The sequence below is a fragment of the Shewanella sp. DC2-4 genome, assembly GCF_013248875.1.
In the GTDB taxonomy this organism is placed as follows: domain Bacteria; phylum Pseudomonadota; class Gammaproteobacteria; order Enterobacterales; family Shewanellaceae; genus Shewanella; species Shewanella oncorhynchi.
The window spans coordinates 4,807,823-4,824,676 of sequence record NZ_JABRVR010000002.1; the positions used below are offsets into that span (position 1 = coordinate 4,807,823).

Annotated in this window: 14 protein-coding genes; 4 read left to right on the top strand and 10 right to left on the bottom strand. The window is 45.7% G+C overall.

Annotation, left to right across the window (positions count from 1 at the left end):
• Nucleotides 1-398 precede the first annotated feature (398 nt).
• A complete protein-coding gene (locus HQQ92_RS21795) occupies nt 399-827 on the bottom strand; it encodes a hypothetical protein (RefSeq protein WP_173248345.1) in 429 nt (142 codons plus the stop codon).
• 403 nt (nt 828-1,230) lie between these two features.
• Entirely contained in the window at nt 1,231-1,980 is a 750-nt protein-coding gene (locus HQQ92_RS21800; RefSeq protein WP_173248347.1) for a 3-oxoacyl-ACP reductase family protein, read from the bottom strand.
• Nucleotides 1,981-2,165: 185 nt separating this feature from the next.
• Between HQQ92_RS21800 and HQQ92_RS21805 the strand changes: the two genes are divergently transcribed.
• Nucleotides 2,166-3,101 carry a LysR family transcriptional regulator gene (locus HQQ92_RS21805; RefSeq protein WP_173248349.1) on the top strand — a complete coding sequence of 312 codons (936 nt, stop codon included), beginning with the start codon at nt 2,166-2,168 and terminating at the stop codon, nt 3,099-3,101.
• A 42-nt stretch (nt 3,102-3,143) separates the two neighbouring features.
• Here the strand turns inward: HQQ92_RS21805 and HQQ92_RS21810 are convergent, their stop codons facing one another.
• On the bottom strand, nt 3,144-3,791 hold the full coding sequence (locus HQQ92_RS21810; protein ID WP_173248351.1) for a CatB-related O-acetyltransferase: 648 nt from the start codon (nt 3,789-3,791) through the stop codon (nt 3,144-3,146).
• A 228-nt stretch (nt 3,792-4,019) separates the two neighbouring features.
• Complete coding sequence (locus HQQ92_RS21815) at nt 4,020-4,766, bottom strand: class I SAM-dependent methyltransferase (protein ID WP_173248353.1); 747 nt, start codon at nt 4,764-4,766, stop codon at nt 4,020-4,022.
• Nucleotides 4,767-5,032: 266 nt separating this feature from the next.
• Here HQQ92_RS21815 and HQQ92_RS21820 point away from each other — a divergent pair, with 266 nt between their 5' ends.
• Nucleotides 5,033-7,297 (top strand): bifunctional diguanylate cyclase/phosphodiesterase, encoded by a 2,265-nt coding sequence (locus tag HQQ92_RS21820; RefSeq protein ID WP_173248355.1) that lies wholly within the window; start codon nt 5,033-5,035, stop codon nt 7,295-7,297.
• Nucleotides 7,298-7,389: 92 nt separating this feature from the next.
• Nucleotides 7,390-8,235 carry a 23S rRNA (adenine(2030)-N(6))-methyltransferase RlmJ gene (locus HQQ92_RS21825; protein WP_173248357.1) on the top strand — a complete coding sequence of 282 codons (846 nt, stop codon included), beginning with the start codon at nt 7,390-7,392 and terminating at the stop codon, nt 8,233-8,235.
• Between the two features lie 69 nt (nt 8,236-8,304).
• Here HQQ92_RS21825 and HQQ92_RS21830 read toward each other — a convergent pair whose 3' ends face one another.
• From HQQ92_RS21830 to HQQ92_RS21840, 3 genes are read right to left on the bottom strand one after another with little or no spacing between them, the layout of a single operon-like run.
• Nucleotides 8,305-9,060, bottom strand: coding sequence for a lytic transglycosylase domain-containing protein (locus HQQ92_RS21830; protein WP_173248359.1), 756 nt, complete (start codon nt 9,058-9,060; stop codon nt 8,305-8,307).
• Nucleotides 9,060-10,097, bottom strand: a complete 1,038-nt coding sequence (locus HQQ92_RS21835; RefSeq protein ID WP_173248361.1) for a DUF3137 domain-containing protein — start codon at nt 10,095-10,097, stop codon at nt 9,060-9,062. Before HQQ92_RS21835 ends, HQQ92_RS21830 begins: the two co-directional genes overlap by 1 nt.
• 49 nt (nt 10,098-10,146) lie before the next feature.
• Complete coding sequence (locus HQQ92_RS21840) at nt 10,147-10,713, bottom strand: LemA family protein (RefSeq protein WP_173248363.1); 567 nt, start codon at nt 10,711-10,713, stop codon at nt 10,147-10,149.
• 559 nt (nt 10,714-11,272) lie between these two features.
• Here HQQ92_RS21840 and HQQ92_RS21845 point away from each other — a divergent pair.
• Nucleotides 11,273-12,895: an AbgT family transporter gene (locus HQQ92_RS21845; protein WP_217272657.1), complete on the top strand. Its 1,623-nt coding sequence runs from the start codon at nt 11,273-11,275 to the stop codon at nt 12,893-12,895.
• A 56-nt stretch (nt 12,896-12,951) separates the two neighbouring features.
• Here HQQ92_RS21845 and HQQ92_RS21850 read toward each other — a convergent pair whose 3' ends face one another.
• From HQQ92_RS21850 to HQQ92_RS21860, 3 genes are all read right to left on the bottom strand, one after another.
• A complete protein-coding gene (locus HQQ92_RS21850; protein ID WP_131524445.1) occupies nt 12,952-13,275 on the bottom strand; it encodes a hypothetical protein in 324 nt (107 codons plus the stop codon).
• A 40-nt stretch (nt 13,276-13,315) separates the two neighbouring features.
• Nucleotides 13,316-13,576 carry a hypothetical protein gene (locus HQQ92_RS21855; RefSeq protein ID WP_173248365.1) on the bottom strand — a complete coding sequence of 87 codons (261 nt, stop codon included), beginning with the start codon at nt 13,574-13,576 and terminating at the stop codon, nt 13,316-13,318.
• A 141-nt stretch (nt 13,577-13,717) separates the two neighbouring features.
• Nucleotides 13,718-16,852: an efflux RND transporter permease subunit gene (locus HQQ92_RS21860; RefSeq protein WP_173248368.1), complete on the bottom strand. Its 3,135-nt coding sequence runs from the start codon at nt 16,850-16,852 to the stop codon at nt 13,718-13,720.
• Nucleotides 16,853-16,854: the final 2 nt, after the last annotated feature.

Here is a 16,854-nt window from a genome sequence, read left to right on the forward strand (position 1 = left end):
TGTCCCCAAAATATGCATTAACTGTTTGTTATTCAATTGCATATTAATCTCTTCGATATTATTGTCAGCATTTGCCATTGCAATACTTAAGCGCTGTTAGACCAAGCTAAGTTAAACAAGACTCTGTGATGCTGCGTGCATGCTTACCTTGCTTCTAGGCCATATAAATATTGGCTAACGCTATGTTCTGGTTACCAATATCGTTATGGCTTAAGAAACATCAGCGTGATAGAAGGCTTAAGTTCAAGCAGTCAGATAGGGAGGTGTGATGTGTAAAATTGGATGTTCTGCAGCCGCTTAACTTTCTTTTCTACCGGCAAACTGGCGAGAAAAGTCAAATATTGCCTGAGAGAAAGCATGCCTAAACAAACCCACCTATCAAATTGATAAATAAGTTTTTATTCTTGAAAGCGACAATGTGTGAGATGTATTCGCCTAGGTTTAGCTTGATAACCTTGTATGGGTAACAGTGTTATCACGCGGGAGGCGCGGGGAAGTAACGGCAGTAGGAACAGCAGGATAAGAAATGGGATGGTACTCGGAGTGTCGATACAGGTTCGGATCGATTTCTCAGACAATTCACATTTTTTAGGTTCACTTTTGACCAGCTCAGTACCCGCCGCTTGAGCATCGGCGTGGCTAGCCATATTGTTTGAAGCTGAACTGCTGTTTAAAGCGGAACTTGAGTTTAAAGCTGAGTTGGCGCTAAAACCAGCACCAGAAAAAGACGTAGCCGACATCGCTTGCGCGCTCGACTCCTTGAGCAACAAGTTAAGTATTCCACTATTTTGAGTCAAACAGAACAAGGTCAGAATAGTAAACACCATCACGCCCCATAAGTTGCCTGTTTGCTTAGTCGATAACTTAGAAATTTGGATTTCCCTTCGTCTTATTCTTTGATAATAAAGATAAAAAATGAGTGTCTTTCAACAGATAGCTGAAGATAAGACCGGCGGATTGTAACAATAGTTCATCAACAAGCAAATTATTTTGCCTTGCCTGAGTCAAGCCATAGTCCACCATTTCAATAAAACCACGCTTTGCTGACAGATAATTTGAGTAACAACGACCTAAGTTCTTACCATCATACTCAACAAGTTTTTATGCTCTAACATATTGATTCTGCATAACTAGCCACAGCTTAAGTAAAGCCCGCCAGAGTGACTCTTGTGCAGGCTTATTAATGAGTGGAATCAAACTTTTTGCCTAAAAGATAAATACAGGCAAAACTTATGCAGAAAACCCACCATCAATCATCAAACTCGCCCCTGTGATATAGCCCGCTTCTGGGCCCGCAATAAAGGCGACAAAGCTGGCGATCTCTTCGGCTTTACCGTAACGCCCTAGTGCGCCTATCGCCTTAACGGGCTCAGATGAATCACCGTTATCAGGGTTCATATCGGTATCCACAGGTCCAGGCTGAATATTGTTCACCGTAATAGCTCGAGGGCCTAAATCCCTCGCGAGTCCTTTGGCCAAACCGACTAAGGCCGATTTACTCATGCCGTAAATCGCACCACCTACAAACGGAATACGCTCAGCGTTCGTGCTACCGATATTGATGATCCGGCCGCCGTCATTCATGTGCAGCGCGGCTTCTTGGCTCGCCACAAACACACTGCGCACGTTAGTGTTAATTGTTCGCTCCCAGTCCTCTAACGTCAGGTTCTCGATGCTATCCCAAATCAGCGTACCCGCATTATTAACCACTATATCTAAGCCACCGAAGTGCGCTTTGGTCTCGCGGATGGCACGACGAATCGCATCAGGCTCTGTGCTGTCGGCCTTAATGGCAATGGCTTGACCACCATGGGTGATAACTTCGTCAACAAGCAATTGTGATTGGGCTTCAGATGACACATAGGTAAAGGCAACTGCGGCGCCGTCACTCGCCAATCTTTTAACGATAGCAGCGCCGATACCACGGCTGCCACCTTGTACAAAAGCCACTTTACCTTGCAGATTATTTGACGATTTCATAGTTAGCTCACTCAATAGAGGGTTAAGGTTGATTGTATAGAAAAACCTTTTTAATCAATTACAAAATGACGTTCGCTTGTACGTTAACGCTCATTTTCATACTGTGGTAGTAGCTTACGCGATTCACTTACCATGATTAAGTCACTAAAATGACCCTCACTAAGTCCTATAAGGAATTAATTGCCGTGATAAATAATCAATTTGTTGAGATACGCCATTTCGTCACAGTTGCCCAGCTAGGCAGTTTTACCTTAGCGGCGCAGGCGTTAGGCATGACTGGTTCGGCGCTCAGTAAAAGCATAGTGCGATTAGAAACCCGCTTAGGCACTAAGCTGCTGCACCGCACCACAAGGCGTGTGAGCTTAACCAATGATGGCGATTCATACCTCACAGATTGCCAAAATGCCATGGCAATCCTAGACAATGCACAGAGCCGACTCGGCAGCGAACAGCAAATTCCCTCTGGTCGAGTGCGAGTGGATTTACCCGTGACATTTGGGCGGCGATATATACTGCCAACCCTATTATCACTATCGCAAAAATATCCCAAGCTCGAGTTATCTATTACCTTCAACGATAGAGCGACTGACTTGTTCAGTGACGGCATTGATTTGGCGGTGCGTGTCGGACAACTCGGCGACACTGTGGATTTAGTCGCCCGTAGATTAGGAGAACAACGCCGAGTGATCTGCGCATCTCCCGCCTATTTCGCTCGACTTGGTACGCCACAAGACAAAGAAGATCTCAGCCAGCACCAATGCATTGTCGGCTGGCCGCTTGGGCAGCAACATCGCTGGTTACTTAAAAATGAGGATGGGGTCACTGAGGTCTATGACATTCCAGTACGCCACGAAATAGCTGATTGCGAAGCCATTTTAGCGGCCACACTGGCGGGAGTGGGTTTAGCGCAAGTGCCAATATGGTTGGTTGAGGACTATCTTAAAACTGGTGAACTTATCTCGGTACTGGACGAACTCGCCAGTGACGACACACCTATCCACCTTATTTGGCTTAAAACTCCTTACCTCCAACCCAAGCTACGGGTGATCATCGAAGAACTGGTCGACTTAGCGAAAGCGCCCAAAAGCAGATTTAAGGCAGATTTAAGGCAGGATAAGTAAAAGGCCTCGACTAAGCGCGACCTTTGACTTTGGGACTAACGGTTACTTGCTTTGATGTACGGATTGGTCATAGAGAGTGATTGCTTTGCTGAGCGCGTCAAAATCCGCCGAACACAAATACCGCTTTAAGCTTTCAAACTTTTCGGCAGGCCAATCGAAGATTTTTAACGCCAGCAACTCAGTAATGACGTCTTTATCGAACCGATACTTGACTAATTTTGCAGGTGACCCCGCCACAATACTGTAGGGTTCGATATTTTGGGTGACGACACTATTTGCGGCAACAACCGCGCCTTCACCTATCGTCACACCTGGCATCAACATACATCTCATGCCTAACCAAGCCCCATCACCAATATGAGTATCACCTTTGCCTACGTAGGCATCCTCGATGAAATCCATAAAGGGGTATAAACAAAACCAATCTGCTCTATGCGTATGATTTCCGCCCATTAAGATCACAACTTCGGCAGCGATGCACACATAGTTACCGATATAAAGTTTATCGATAGGCCACTTAGGCTCCCACTCACGGCTCACTTCATCGCCATGAAGATATCTCACCGCTGCTCCCTCAAAGCCAGCATCCCAGCAATCACTGTAATAGCTATGCTGACCTTTGACTATGATATTGGGATTGGTGACCACCTCGTGCAATAACTGAACTTTTGACCAATGCTTGTTCTGCATTGCAAATCCTCTTTATAAACAAAATAGTTAATATGAAACATAATGTTATGAGAAGTTTCACATTAGAATAGTCAGTGAATTCGCGGTTGTTTTAGCAGAGGAATGAGTTTCATATAAAAAATCACAAGTGGGTATAAAAAAGAAAATAGCCCATAAAACTGAAATATCGACATGAGCTAAGCCGTTGTCACTGAAAGCATACAATGTTCGCGATGAGAAAAATCTTCGCTATTTCATCGCGGCTTTTACATAGACATCAAAACGGTTTTTCTTGGTTTCAATAACCGTATTAGGCTTAACCCCGTCCAAATCTTCGGCATAGTCAGGGCGCTTAACGACGACACGTTTAGTTGCTAAGGCTAAAGCTGGGCTGAGTAAGCCATCGGCATCTAAATCGGCACCGACTAAGGATTGGAATACACGCATTTCTTTTTTAACAAGGGCCGATTTATCACGATGGGGGTACATAGGATCGAGGTAAACCACATCCACCTCTTGTGCCAATTTCGATAGTGCTTCTAGGCTAGATCCATGAAACAGGCGCATCCGCTCACGCATCCAATCGCCAATTTCAGCATCTTGATAGGCGCGGCGCAGGCCGTCTTCAAGCAATGCCGCAACCACAGGATGACGCTCTACCATAGTCACTGTACAACCAAGGCTTGCGAGCACAAACGCATCACGCCCTAAACCCGCAGTGCCATCAACCACACTTGGTGTTACCCCTTGCTTCAATCCCACCGCTTTAGCGATAGATTGGCCGCGACCACCACCAAACTTACGTCTATGGGCGACGGCGCCAGTCACAAAATCCACCACTATGCCATCGAGCTTAGGCTCATCGCGTTTATGCAGTGATAAAGTATCTGATTCAAAACGCAATTCGAAGGTCGCATTCGCATCGTAGACGAGTTGCCAACGTGCACAAATATCCACAAGTGTTGGGTATTGCTGATTGAAAAAAATCGGGGTCACAGGCTGTCTTCTAACCAACGAAAATGATGGCCATTATGCCTAAAAATCTTGTTTATGAATATGCTAGTAAGCAAAACACATCACCAAGCTCACCACTGTATTAGCCAATTTGTCTCAGTGCGCCCTTAATAATTCAAACAAGTATCACACTGTAATATACTGATTTATAAAGGCAGCAATCTATTTGTATAACAGTTTAGTGATTTATGTTATATGTTACGTCCCCAGCCAACCTGCGTGACTTCCGTACGGGATAAGGACTTTTTTTGCTTCAATGGCTAAAAGGTTTTTTGTTTATCAGGGAGCAAGATTTTTTAAATCCTGACAAAACGATATTAAAAACCAGCTTATTGCGGATTATTCTGCTTAGTGGCGCCATCTTGACCACTAGCATAGTGCTGCATAGCTCTTTAATTGCGTATGAGTTAAACCTCACTTTCATTATCAGCATTACGGTCAGTTTTTTAACCGTACTATTCCTGTCTTTATGGTTTACGCGCAAATATTTACTCGTCAGCTCTATCAGCCTGCTGGCTATGGTTATTGCAGCCTGTTTATCTATGCTGTTGTTTATCCCTGACTTTAACTTATCGCAGGTGGGTATTACTTTCTTATATACCTTGCCCTTGATGGCGCTTTTCCTGTTTGGCAGAAAAGTCGCTTTTATTATGATGTGTTTCAACGTATTGCCTTTTTTACTGCTACTGCGTAACCAAAACCTGCCACCCATTATCGATATTGATATCAGCCTACCTGCGACCCACGCTTATCTAAACGGTTTGCTGTTTATGTTTTTTAATATCTGTATCCCGTTGTCGGCAATGCGCCTGCTAAAAACCCAGAAAATCCATGCGCAGCAAATGATCCAGCATCAAAATGCACTGCAACATACATTAGATCAATATGCTGAAATCTTTGAAAATAATGGTACAGCCTCTTTCTTCTGCAATGAGGATGGAGTCATTCTCAACCTGAATAATGCCGCGAGGGAAATCGCAGGGAAAGTCACACTAAACAGCACTCGCCTATGTGACATTTTTGAACTTACCGAAGATACCAGCACAAATTTACTGGCGGCCTCGTTTCCAACCCATTTAAAAAACAATAACAGCACTAAATATCTGCTGCAAAAAGCCTCATTACAGCACCATGATACTTTGTTATTTCACTGCCACGATGTCACAGAACAGGCAAACCATGCGATTGAGCTGAGTCGACTTAAAAAACACCACATCAGCACGCATTTCTATGATTTAGTGACCGGATTACCCAACGAAAATCACTGGTATAATCCAGCGCCAAGCTTGATCCATCAGGAAATGACCGTAGCCTTAATCAAAATTGATAATCTTAGCCAAATTAATGCTGCTTTCGGTATCAGCGTCGGAGATGCCATCCTAAAAGCCTTTGCTATTGAACTCAAAAATCGCTTTGGTCATATCGCAAAAATATACCGATTTAGAGGAGCATCGTTTGCACTCGAGTTTACTAGCCTGCCGCTTATCTCCCCTGAAAACCTAGCGCTACAATTACGCGAGCGTATTCCAACAAACCTACAACTTAAGCAAGAACAACAGACTGAATATCATCTCGAGTGCAGAGTCGGTTGCAGCTCTGGTAATAAAGCCTCGCCGCAGCAAGCCGCGGAGCAATGTTTAATTGCCATAAAACAAACCACCCAAGCTAGCCCAGTGATGGTGTATTACATTGGTTTGATTAACAATCTGCTCGAAGCTTCATCGCAAAAAGCCAGAATCCGTGACGCGCTGAAACACAACCGCCTTGAAATGTGGCTGCAACCTAAAGTGATGGCCAATGGCCACATTACTAGCTTTGAAGCGCTAGCCAGAATGTTTGACGAAGACGGCACTATGATCATGCCGAACACTTTTATCCCCATCATAGAGTCATCTCAATTGCAGGCGATTTTTGCGATAAAAGTTTTCAGGCAATTACTACAACTGATCCGTTCTTGGCCTAAAAATGTGCCTCTGGTTAGGATTGCCTTTAATTTATCTGGGCAAGATATTCTGTCGGATCGCTTCTTTAAAGTGTTGATCCAAACCTATATGAATCATCCTGAACTCATCCCATTGTTGGAAATTGAAATTACTGAAACCTCTGTATTTTCAACCCATAAAGAAACAGGCCGACGCCTAAACACCTTAGCTCGCATGGGGGTTTCTATCGCCATTGACGATTTTGGCACTGGCCATGCATCATTAAGCCAGCTCATTGATATCAGTGCCGACACAATTAAAATCGACCGTTACTTTGTCAGTCAAATGGGCATTAGTGAACGCCATACCCAAATTGTTAACGCTGCCATCCTGTTAGCCAAGAGCTTAAAACTCAACGTCATTGCCGAAGGTATCGAAACCGAAGCCCAGTTATTGCAACTCACTGCGCTAGGATGCGAACAATTTCAAGGTTATTTATTCGGTAAACCCGCACCAGCGAATCTCTGGCTGAAAACCTTTCAAATGCAAACCCCCACACATTGGTTTGCCAATAAAAAGAGCGCCAACTGAGGCATTAAATTTACGCCTAGAAGCATCGCAGGTATAATTGGCGACTGGCATTTGCCTCTCTTTGCTATGTTTGCAAATTACTAGGATCCCCCATGTTAAGTTACCGCCATGGTTATCACGCTGGCAATTATGCCGATGTGTTGAAACACGCCATCTTGCTACAAACCTTGCAGCTGATGCACAAGAAAGACAAACCACTCGTGTATATCGATACCCACGCAGGTGCGGGTGGTTATGCTTTAAGCGATGAATTTGCACAGAAAACAGGTGAATACCTCGAAGGTGTAGCTAAGCTTTGGGATAAAACTGACCTACCACAATCACTGCAGGACTATGTCGCCACCGTGCGCCATTTTAATGAAGAAAATCCAGACGAACTCAACTTCTACCCAGGTTCACCCGCCATTATCGACATGGAGCTAGGACCTAAAGATCGCATGGTCTTGCACGAGCTGCACAGCACTGATTATGTGTTATTGGATGATTATTTCTGCGAAGACAGACAAGTTAAAGTGATCAAAGGTGATGGCCTAAAAGGCCTTATCGCCGCAGTACCACCATTAGAGCGTCGTGCTCTGGTGCTAGTCGATCCTAGCTACGAGATGAAAACCGACTACCAAGATGTGGCCGAAACCCTGATAAAAGCACACAAACGTTTTGCGACGGGTGTGTTTATCCTGTGGTATCCAGTCGTAAATCGCGCTCAGACCGAAGGTATGTTATCGCGCCTCGCCAACAGTGGCATTAAACGTCAGCTGAGAATTGAACAAGCCATTAAGCCCGATTCAGATGAATTTGGCATGACTGCGGCAGGATTATGGATCATCAATCCACCTTGGCAGTTAGACGAAATCGCAACTGAATTAATGGATTACTTGGGTAAAACACTTGGACAAGTGGACGGTAACATTACTGTAAAATGGGAAGTCGGCGAGTAACCTTCGACTCAAATGGCGGCGATGATCTCCGGATTTTCGCCACTTCATTTCAGCTTATCAATGCGGTAACTAAACGTCCTTCTGCTCGCGGTAACGCTTCAATAAAATTTTCACACGCTCAACATAGGCTTGGGTTTCAGGATAAGGCGGAATGCCATTGTACTGAACCACGGTAGTCGGCCCCGCATTGTAAGCCGCGCAGGCCAATGCGACATCACCATTGAACTGTTTTAGCATTTGTGCCAAATACTTACTGCCACCTAAGATATTCTCTTCGGGCAAAAATGCATTTGCCACACCCATCTCTTTTGCTGTTTCTGGCATCAATTGCATTAATCCCATGGCGCCAGTTCGCGAAAGTGCACGCGCATTAAAGGCAGATTCCGCGTGGATCACAGCGCGGATTAAGGCGGGATCAAGTTGATGCTTATGGGCTGCATGGGAGATCAGGGCATCATAATTAGCGGTAAATAGCCGAATACCATTCCAGTCTATGGTCGAATCGGGACGACAGGCAAAACAGTCATATAACAAAATTTGATACTGGTTATTTGCGGGGGCTTTGTCGGTAAAGACGGTGACACCATTAGCTTGTTGGTATTGATAAACCTTGAGTTTTTCTAGACCTTCACTACTCACTATGCCGCTCTGTGAGTACCGCGCCACAATACGCGGCTTAGCTTTTTCGCGCGCCTCCTCAGCATTTGCATTTATCATCAAACTCGAAATCAATAATAAGCACAGGCCTAACACCTCAAATCTGCAGGGCAATGAAAAGGCTGCAAAAGTCAGTGTACGAGCAAGCGCTGAGCGAGTAAGCAACATCAAAGTCCCGTGTACTGATTAAGTTTAAGTACTTCAATAATAGCAAAGAGTTGCTTCATTTCTCGGTTTATCTGACTAAATTCTACTGAAAAGGTCGCGCCATGAAAAATGGACTGCATTTGAAAATGCGTTCTGCGATTCGGTAGGAACAAAGTTAGTTTATTGCGGAAAAATGCACATTGAATATTGCCATCGAAATGTTTGGCAAGCTCCTGTAAGCGCTCCATAAATGCCGTATTGAGCAAATAACGTGACTCGATTTGATCCGTTGAAAACACGTCGAACTCTTTTTCAAATTGCGGATCTTCAAGTTTGACTCGTACCAGTCCCGCATGGCTGTCGGACAGGAAATTTGCTACACCACCGCGATCCCTCAGCACCACAGTATGACCCATAAACGCTTTATGGCTACTCAGCTCAACCACTAAGCCACGAAACTGGGTTTCCGTGCGGGTCACAGTTCTGCGCCTGCTGGTACTGACATCCAGCTCTTCGACTTGCACATTCTTGGTCAGGGTAAGCTCATTAACCGCCAACTCAACGCCCTTATAGCAGCCTTGTATATAGTCACCGAAGCTGACTTTGTCGTATCGCGGTAATACTTTAGCCGCAACGAGTCGATTCATGTCGAGGCGCATTTCGCGGCTATAAATAAAATCATCGCCGAAATATTTAAACATCAGCGGATAAATATCATTTTGAACCAAATGCTTAAACTCACGAGTCGGAGCAAAGCTCCACCAGCTTAATCCGACTAAAGCAAGCAATGGCAAAGGCGGGAAATAAGCGCCACCGCTGTAGTAGCCAATAACGGTGAGCAAGCTCAGCCCAAGCACTATCATCAAACTCAAATACAAACGTTTACGCGCCGCCTTAAGGCAAGCCACACGCTTAGTTTCATATTTGCGACTGATTGGAGCGATATATTCTTCGTAATACGCTTCGAGTTGAGGTAGTTCGTCAAAATCCGCAGACAAACCAACAGGCCCCCGATAAGTCCGAATCGGGCTACCTAAAATAAAAGTGATGATATTCATATTGATGTCATAGTATTGCAGGGTGATAACTCACCCTGCACAGCTAAGCTTACAAGTATTCGGCCGCATCTACGGGCGCTTTTGCCGCTTCGCTTACCTCATAGAATGGCATCACTTTAATACTCGCCATAGAAGCGATAATCGAGCCGGGGAAGATTTCTACCGCAGTATTAAGCTCGGAAACTGCCGAGTTGTAAAAACGCCTCGCAGCTGAGATATGCGCTTCGACCTCGTTATAGGTCTGCATCGCCTGCAACATAGTGTTGTCGGACTTGAGCTCAGGATAGTTCTCCACATTCACCATCAAGGTGCTCATTTTGTCGTTCAACCGCTCAGCCTGAACTAAATGCTCTTTAACGGCACTCGGATCGGCCTTGTTGTAATTATGGCTGAGCTGAGTGCGTAATTCGGTGATTTCAGTGAGCAGTGACTTTTCATGCTCCATAAATCGTTTAGCAATTTTTAGAATATTAGGCACAAGGTCGGCACGCTTGGTCAGCTGTACATCGATACCCGACAAGGCTTCGAGCGCGGTATTGCGCTTTTTGACTAGGCTGACGTACCAAAGATAGGTCACGATAAAAATCAGCGTTAATCCCAATAACAATTTTTCCATCTTCCATCCTTAGGTTTCTTATTCTTGTTAATAGGATACAGCTAACCATAAATGAGTGAAAATTTCACCTGCGGGCTGATTAAGACAATGAAATTACTCGCTGGTCAGAGCTGGCGATATTATCTAACGAGCAATCATCAACGAAACTGGCCATATTCAGCGATGAAAAGTGATCATCTGCATAAAAAACAGCATTTAACCTATAAATTTATCGATATTCAGCTCCGATACAGCAAACAACGTCTATAGTGATATGGCACAACATTAGAGCATCCAATTTTGCTCGTGAATACTGGACTCCTCGAGAGTCCATTTTTTTATCCTAATTTTAGCCCTCCTCGCCTCAACGCAGTCAATAGCAACATTTAAGTTTCAATTAAAACTTAACAATCATACTTTGCCGCTAATTTTTTAACTTTTACCTTAGCTTTCACTCCGAGTCTTGCACCTAGAGTTATCCCCTCAGCCACGTCATCCACAATCGGCCGTCGGCAATGTCTCGAGTCTGTTATAGGGTCCAAATATTGCGCTGCGTAAAGGTCGACATAAAGGAAGGACGATGAGTTTTAATTCCGGCGATATTCCCCCAAAAAAAGCTTCTGAACCCAATCCACAACCGGGCGATATCAGCTCTAGTGGTTGGTTTGTACGTTTTCTCAATATTGTTGAACGCTTAGGCAACCTGCTGCCCCATCCAATCACCTTATTCGCACTGTTCTGTGTTGCAATAGTCATTATTTCAGGTATTGCGGGCTACTTTGGGTTAACCGTGGTTGATCCTAGACCTATTGGCTCACACGGCCGCAGTGCCGACGGTTTAATCCATGTGGTGAGCCTGATGAACGCCGAAGGTTTGCGGATGATAGTCTCGCATCTGGTGACCAACTTTACCGGCTTTACACCGCTCGGCACTGTGCTCGTGGCGCTACTCGGTGTCGGGATTGCCGAACGCTCTGGCTTATTATCTGCGGCTATGCGTGCTTTAGTCATGGGCGCCTCTAAACGATTAGTCACTGTGACCATAGTATTTGCCGGCATAATGTCCAACACCGCTGCCGAGCTTGGCTATGTGGTACTTATCCCTATGGCGGCGATGATTTTCCACTCCCTTGGCCGCCATCCACTTGCAGGTTTAGCTGCCGCTTTTGCCGGGGTTTCAGGAGGTTATAGCGCTAACTTATTGCTTGGTACTGTCGATCCCTTGCTATCGGGCATTACCGAAGCTGCGGCGCGCATGATAGATCCTCAATACAACGTCGGCCCAGAAGTAAACTGGTACTTCATGTTTGTCTCCACCTTTGTGATCACTTTCCTTGGCGCCTTTGTCACAGAGAAAATCGTCGAACCTAAGTTAGGTCAATACCAAGATGATGATGCAGACGAAACCGTACTGCAATCGATGGAGAGCATCAGTGCTATTGAGAAACGCGGCTTAAAATGGGCTGGGTTATCTATGTTAGTGCTCGCGGTTATTTTAGCGATTTCAGTCGTACCAGAAGGCGCACCGCTGCGCCATCCTGAAACCGGTCTCATCTCAGGTTCACCATTCCTCAAGGGCATAGTCGCCTTTATCTTTATCTGTTTTGCCATACCGGGCTTTATTTACGGCAAAGTCGTGGGCAGCATCAAAAATGATAAAGATGTCATCAATGCCATGTCCCACAGCATGAGCACTATGGGCATGTATATCGTCCTCGTCTTTTTCGCCGCACAGTTTGTCGCCTTCTTCAACTGGAGTAATTTAGGCGCTGTATTGGCGGTGTTAGGTGCCGATGCTCTGCAATCCATTGGCTTGACGGGCCCGATCGTATTTTTGTTCTTTATTATGCTCTGCGGCATTATCAACTTGATGCTTGGCAGTGCCTCGGCCCAGTGGGCCATTACCGCTCCTATTTTTGTGCCTATGCTCATGCTGGTTGGTTATGCGCCCGAAACGATTCAAGCGGCGTACCGTATTGGGGATTCGGTGACTAACTTAATCACACCTATGATGAGCTACTTTGGTTTGATCTTAGCGGTTGCCTGTCGTTACCAGAAAAACCTGGGGATAGGTACGCTGATCGCCACTATGCTGCCGTACTCGCTCGTGTTTTTCGTGGGTTGGACAGCGTTCTTCTTCCTGTGGGTATTTGGCTTTGGTCTGCCCGTTGGGCCGGGAGCCGCGACTTACTACACGCCTTAACCGCAATAAAAAGGGCGTCGATGATGAAGTCGACGCCCTTTCTTTATTCGATAGCTTTAGTCGTATAGCCATTCCATTAACAGACTGCAGATCATCAAAAAAATACCTAGATTAAACACATAGGTCTGTAGGGTAGATTTTAATGTCGAGTCCTCAGCTTGCGATACTATCTGGCTCACTGACATAAAAAATAATTGAGGGGCTAACCCCATGCCCACAAATAACACAGCAGCACCGACACAGCGAGTTAACTCTGGTAGTACAAGCTCCTGCAAGTAAAATGCATAAACGCCATAGGCCAAAAATGCCAGCGCTATGCCATGGCATACCATTCCCACGATAAGTTGCTTAGTGGCAAGATTACCCCACGAAAACACCATGTCACTCCTACACTCAGCTTAACCAGAACTATTGATACTATTAGGCGCGAAGTTTATCTCGCTTACGATTAATCTGCACCCACACAAACCAACCAAACAAAATACCGCCAATGGGATAAATATAGAGCGCTCTTTGCAGTTCCGCCCAGAATGGATCGCCCGAGATAAAATAATGTATTAAGGCGACCACGAGGGACGTCAGCATACCCCAGTAAAGTACGCCAAAGACCAAAATAAAGTACCACTTACCCTTAGCAATGAGTGCATCTAGTTTTTGCAATTCCAACGCAGCATCATCCATGTTTCGTCCTCTTAACTGCCTAAGCGCAATATGCCAGAACTCGCGCACAGTGCCTATCCATCTTTATAACTAACAGCATTAAAATAACAAAAAGCCCTGCAATTGCAGGGCTTTAGTTTAGAAGTTTAGAAACGATCGAGCTTATTCAGCTGAGTTTGGCTTCTGTTCTTTACCTTTCTTCTCGCGCTTACTGAAGAGACGCTCCACTATCACGAAGAATAATGGTACGAAGAAGATCCCTAGGAAAGTCGAGCTCATCATACCGCCGAGTACACCTGTACCAATGGCGTTTTGACTACCAGAGCCTACACCGGTACTGATAGCTAACGGCACAACCCCTAGACCAAAGGCTAGAGACGTCATTAAGATGGGGCGAAGACGCACACGCACCGCATGCAAGGTCGCCTCGACTAAGCCTGAACCTTTCTCATAGAACTCTTTGGCGAATTCCACAATCAAGATGGCGTTCTTAGTCGCTAACCCTACTGTGGTTAACAGCCCCACTTGGAAGAACACGTCGTTTGGCAAGCCGCGACCATTCATTGCAATTAAGGCACCGATGATCCCAAGCGGAACCACGAGCACAACTGCAAAGGGTACCGACCAGCTTTCATAGAGTGCTGCCAATACTAAGAAGACCACTAAGATTGACAGAGCATACAGCGCTGGTGCTTGGTTACCCGATAGACGTTCTTCATACGATAGACCGTTCCACGCGACACCAAAACCAGGAGGAAGCTGCTTGGCTAAGTCTTCCATAATTGTCATAGCTGCACCGGTACTGAAACCAGGAGCCGTGGCACCCTGAATGTTCATCGATGGTAAGCCGTTAAAGCGTTCTAAACGTGGAGAACCGTATTCCCATGCACCAGTGGCAAACGCAGAGAATGGCACCATGTCACCCTTGTTATTGCGCACGTACCAAGAATCTAAATCTCCCGGTTGCATACGATACTGGGCATCACCTTGCACATATACTTTCTTCACGCGGCCACGGTCAATAAAGTCATTCACATAAGAACCACCCCAAGCCGTTGCAAGCACATTGTTCATATTAGTGATTTCAATGCCTAACGCGCTCAACTTAGCGTGATCTACATGTAATTGATAAATTGGCGCATCTTCTTGACCGTTTGGACGCACACCCACCAGATTTGGATTCTGTGCCGCCATACCAAGCAGTTGATTACGTGCCGCCACTAACTTCTCGTGGCCTTGGCCGTTCTTATCCTGCAGATACATGTCGAAACCGTTCGCCGTCCCCAACTCGATTACCGCAGGCGGTACGAAGGCGAATACTAAGGCATCTTTCATCTGACCGAACACACCCATAGCGCGACCAGCAATAGACTTCACATCCATACCAGGCGCTTCACGCTCAGACCAATCCTTCAAACCAACGAAGGCGATACCCATGTTTTGCCCTTGACCCGCAAAACTGAAGCCCGCCACGCTAAACACCGATCTCACGCCCTCCTCAGCCATAAAATGATCAGACACTTTCTCCAATACTTTTAAGGTACTTTCTTGAGTTGAGTTAGTCGGCAAAATGGCTTGCGTGAACAAAATACCTTGGTCTTCATCTGGTAAGAATGCCGTAGGCATACGGATAAAGATCCAACCCACTGCAATAACCAGCACAACGTAAATCGCCATCACTCTAAAGCCGCGCTTGATGATCCCAGCAACGCTCGACTCATAACGATTAGTCAGTTTATCGAAACTACGGTTAAACCAACCAAAGAAGCCAGTTTCGATATGAGCATGGCCCTTCTTAATCGGTTTGAGCATAGTCGCACAAAGTGCAGGAGTTAAAATCAAAGCAACTAGAACAGACAACGCCATCGCAGATACGATAGTGATAGAGAACTGACGATAAATAACCCCCGTTGAACCTGACATAAATGCCATAGGGACAAACACTGCGGAGAGGGTCAGACCGATACCGACTAAAGCACCGGTAATTTGATCCATCGACTTACGCGTCGCTTCCAGTGGACTTAAGCCCTCCTCGGCCATTACCCGCTCGACGTTTTCCACCACCACAATCGCATCGTCCACCAGCAAACCAATGGCGAGCACCATAGCAAACATGGTTAAAGTGTTAATCGAGAAACCCGCTAACGACAGAATCGCAAAGGTTCCCAGCAATACCACAGGTACCGCAATAGTCGGGATCAAAGTTGCGCGGAAATTTTGCAAGAAGAGGTACATGATGATGAACACTAGTACAATAGCTTCAAGCAGGGTATGCACTACACCTTCTATCGATTTTTCAACGAAAGGCGTTGTATCGTATGGATAAACAACTTCTAGCCCTTGCGGGAAGAAAGGTTTCATCTCAGCAATTTTTTCACGAACGGCTTCAGCAGTATCAAGCGCGTTAGCACCCGTTGCCAGCTTAATCGCTAACCCTGTCGCAGGTTGACCGTTATACAGTGACACCACAGCATAACTTTCAGAACCTAATTCAACCCGTGCCACATCGCTTAGGAAGACGTTTGCGCCTGAAATATCCGATTTAAGGATAATTTTGCGGAACTCTTCCGCCGTTTGTAAGCGACTTTGAGCCGATACCGTTGCGTTCAACTCTTGGCCAGCCACAGAGGGCGCGCCACCTAACTGTCCAGCTGAAACTTGAGCGTTTTGAGAACGAATCGCAGCGATAACGTCTAAACTGGTCAAGTTGTATTGAGTCAATTTCAACGGATCTAGCCATATACGCATCGCATATTGGGCACCGAACAGCTGAATTTCACCTACACCAGGAACACGGCTCATAGGATCTTGGATGTTCGCACCAACATAGTCGGCGATATCGCCTTTATCTAACGAACCATCGGTCGATACGAAGCCTAATACCATTAAGAAGCCAGAACTCGACTTGTTAACGTTAACCCCTTGCGCCTGCACTTCTTGCGGTAACAGGGTCATAGCGCCCTGCAACTTGTTCTGTACTTGAACCTGTGCAATATCCGGATCGGCTTCAGCGTTAAAGGTTAAAGTGATCTCAGCATTACCAAAACTGTCACTGGCTGAGGCAATATAACGGAGGTGATCGATACCCGTCATACGTTGCTCAATCACCTGAGTCACAGAATCTTCAACAATCTTAGCGGAAGCGCCTGGATAGTTAGCACTGATCACCACGGTCGGTGGTGCAATGTTAGGATATTGGGACACTGGCAGCGAGCGGATCGAGAGGATCCCCGCCAGCATAATAATCAAGGAGATCACCCACGCAAAGATGGGGCGATCAATAAAAAAACGTGCCATAG

What these genes read in the sequence shown, in the direction of transcription:
- HQQ92_RS21795 (WP_173248345.1), bottom strand. Translation starts at nt 827, where the DNA reads ATGGTGTTTACTATTCTGACCTTGTTCTGTTTGACTCAAAATAGTGGA.
- HQQ92_RS21800 (WP_173248347.1), bottom strand. Translation starts at nt 1,980, where the DNA reads ATGAAATCGTCAAATAATCTGCAAGGTAAAGTGGCTTTTGTACAAGGT.
- HQQ92_RS21810 (WP_173248351.1), bottom strand. Translation starts at nt 3,791, where the DNA reads ATGCAGAACAAGCATTGGTCAAAAGTTCAGTTATTGCACGAGGTGGTC.
- HQQ92_RS21825 (WP_173248357.1), top strand. Translation starts at nt 7,390, where the DNA reads ATGTTAAGTTACCGCCATGGTTATCACGCTGGCAATTATGCCGATGTG.
- HQQ92_RS21830 (WP_173248359.1), bottom strand. Translation starts at nt 9,060, where the DNA reads ATGTTGCTTACTCGCTCAGCGCTTGCTCGTACACTGACTTTTGCAGCC.
- HQQ92_RS21835 (WP_173248361.1), bottom strand. Translation starts at nt 10,097, where the DNA reads ATGAATATCATCACTTTTATTTTAGGTAGCCCGATTCGGACTTATCGG.
- HQQ92_RS21840 (WP_173248363.1), bottom strand. Translation starts at nt 10,713, where the DNA reads ATGGAAAAATTGTTATTGGGATTAACGCTGATTTTTATCGTGACCTAT.
- HQQ92_RS21845 (WP_217272657.1), top strand. Translation starts at nt 11,273, where the DNA reads ATGAGTTTTAATTCCGGCGATATTCCCCCAAAAAAAGCTTCTGAACCC.
- HQQ92_RS21850 (WP_131524445.1), bottom strand. Translation starts at nt 13,275, where the DNA reads ATGGTGTTTTCGTGGGGTAATCTTGCCACTAAGCAACTTATCGTGGGA.
- HQQ92_RS21855 (WP_173248365.1), bottom strand. Translation starts at nt 13,576, where the DNA reads ATGGATGATGCTGCGTTGGAATTGCAAAAACTAGATGCACTCATTGCT.
- HQQ92_RS21860 (WP_173248368.1), bottom strand. Translation starts at nt 16,852, where the DNA reads ATGGCACGTTTTTTTATTGATCGCCCCATCTTTGCGTGGGTGATCTCC.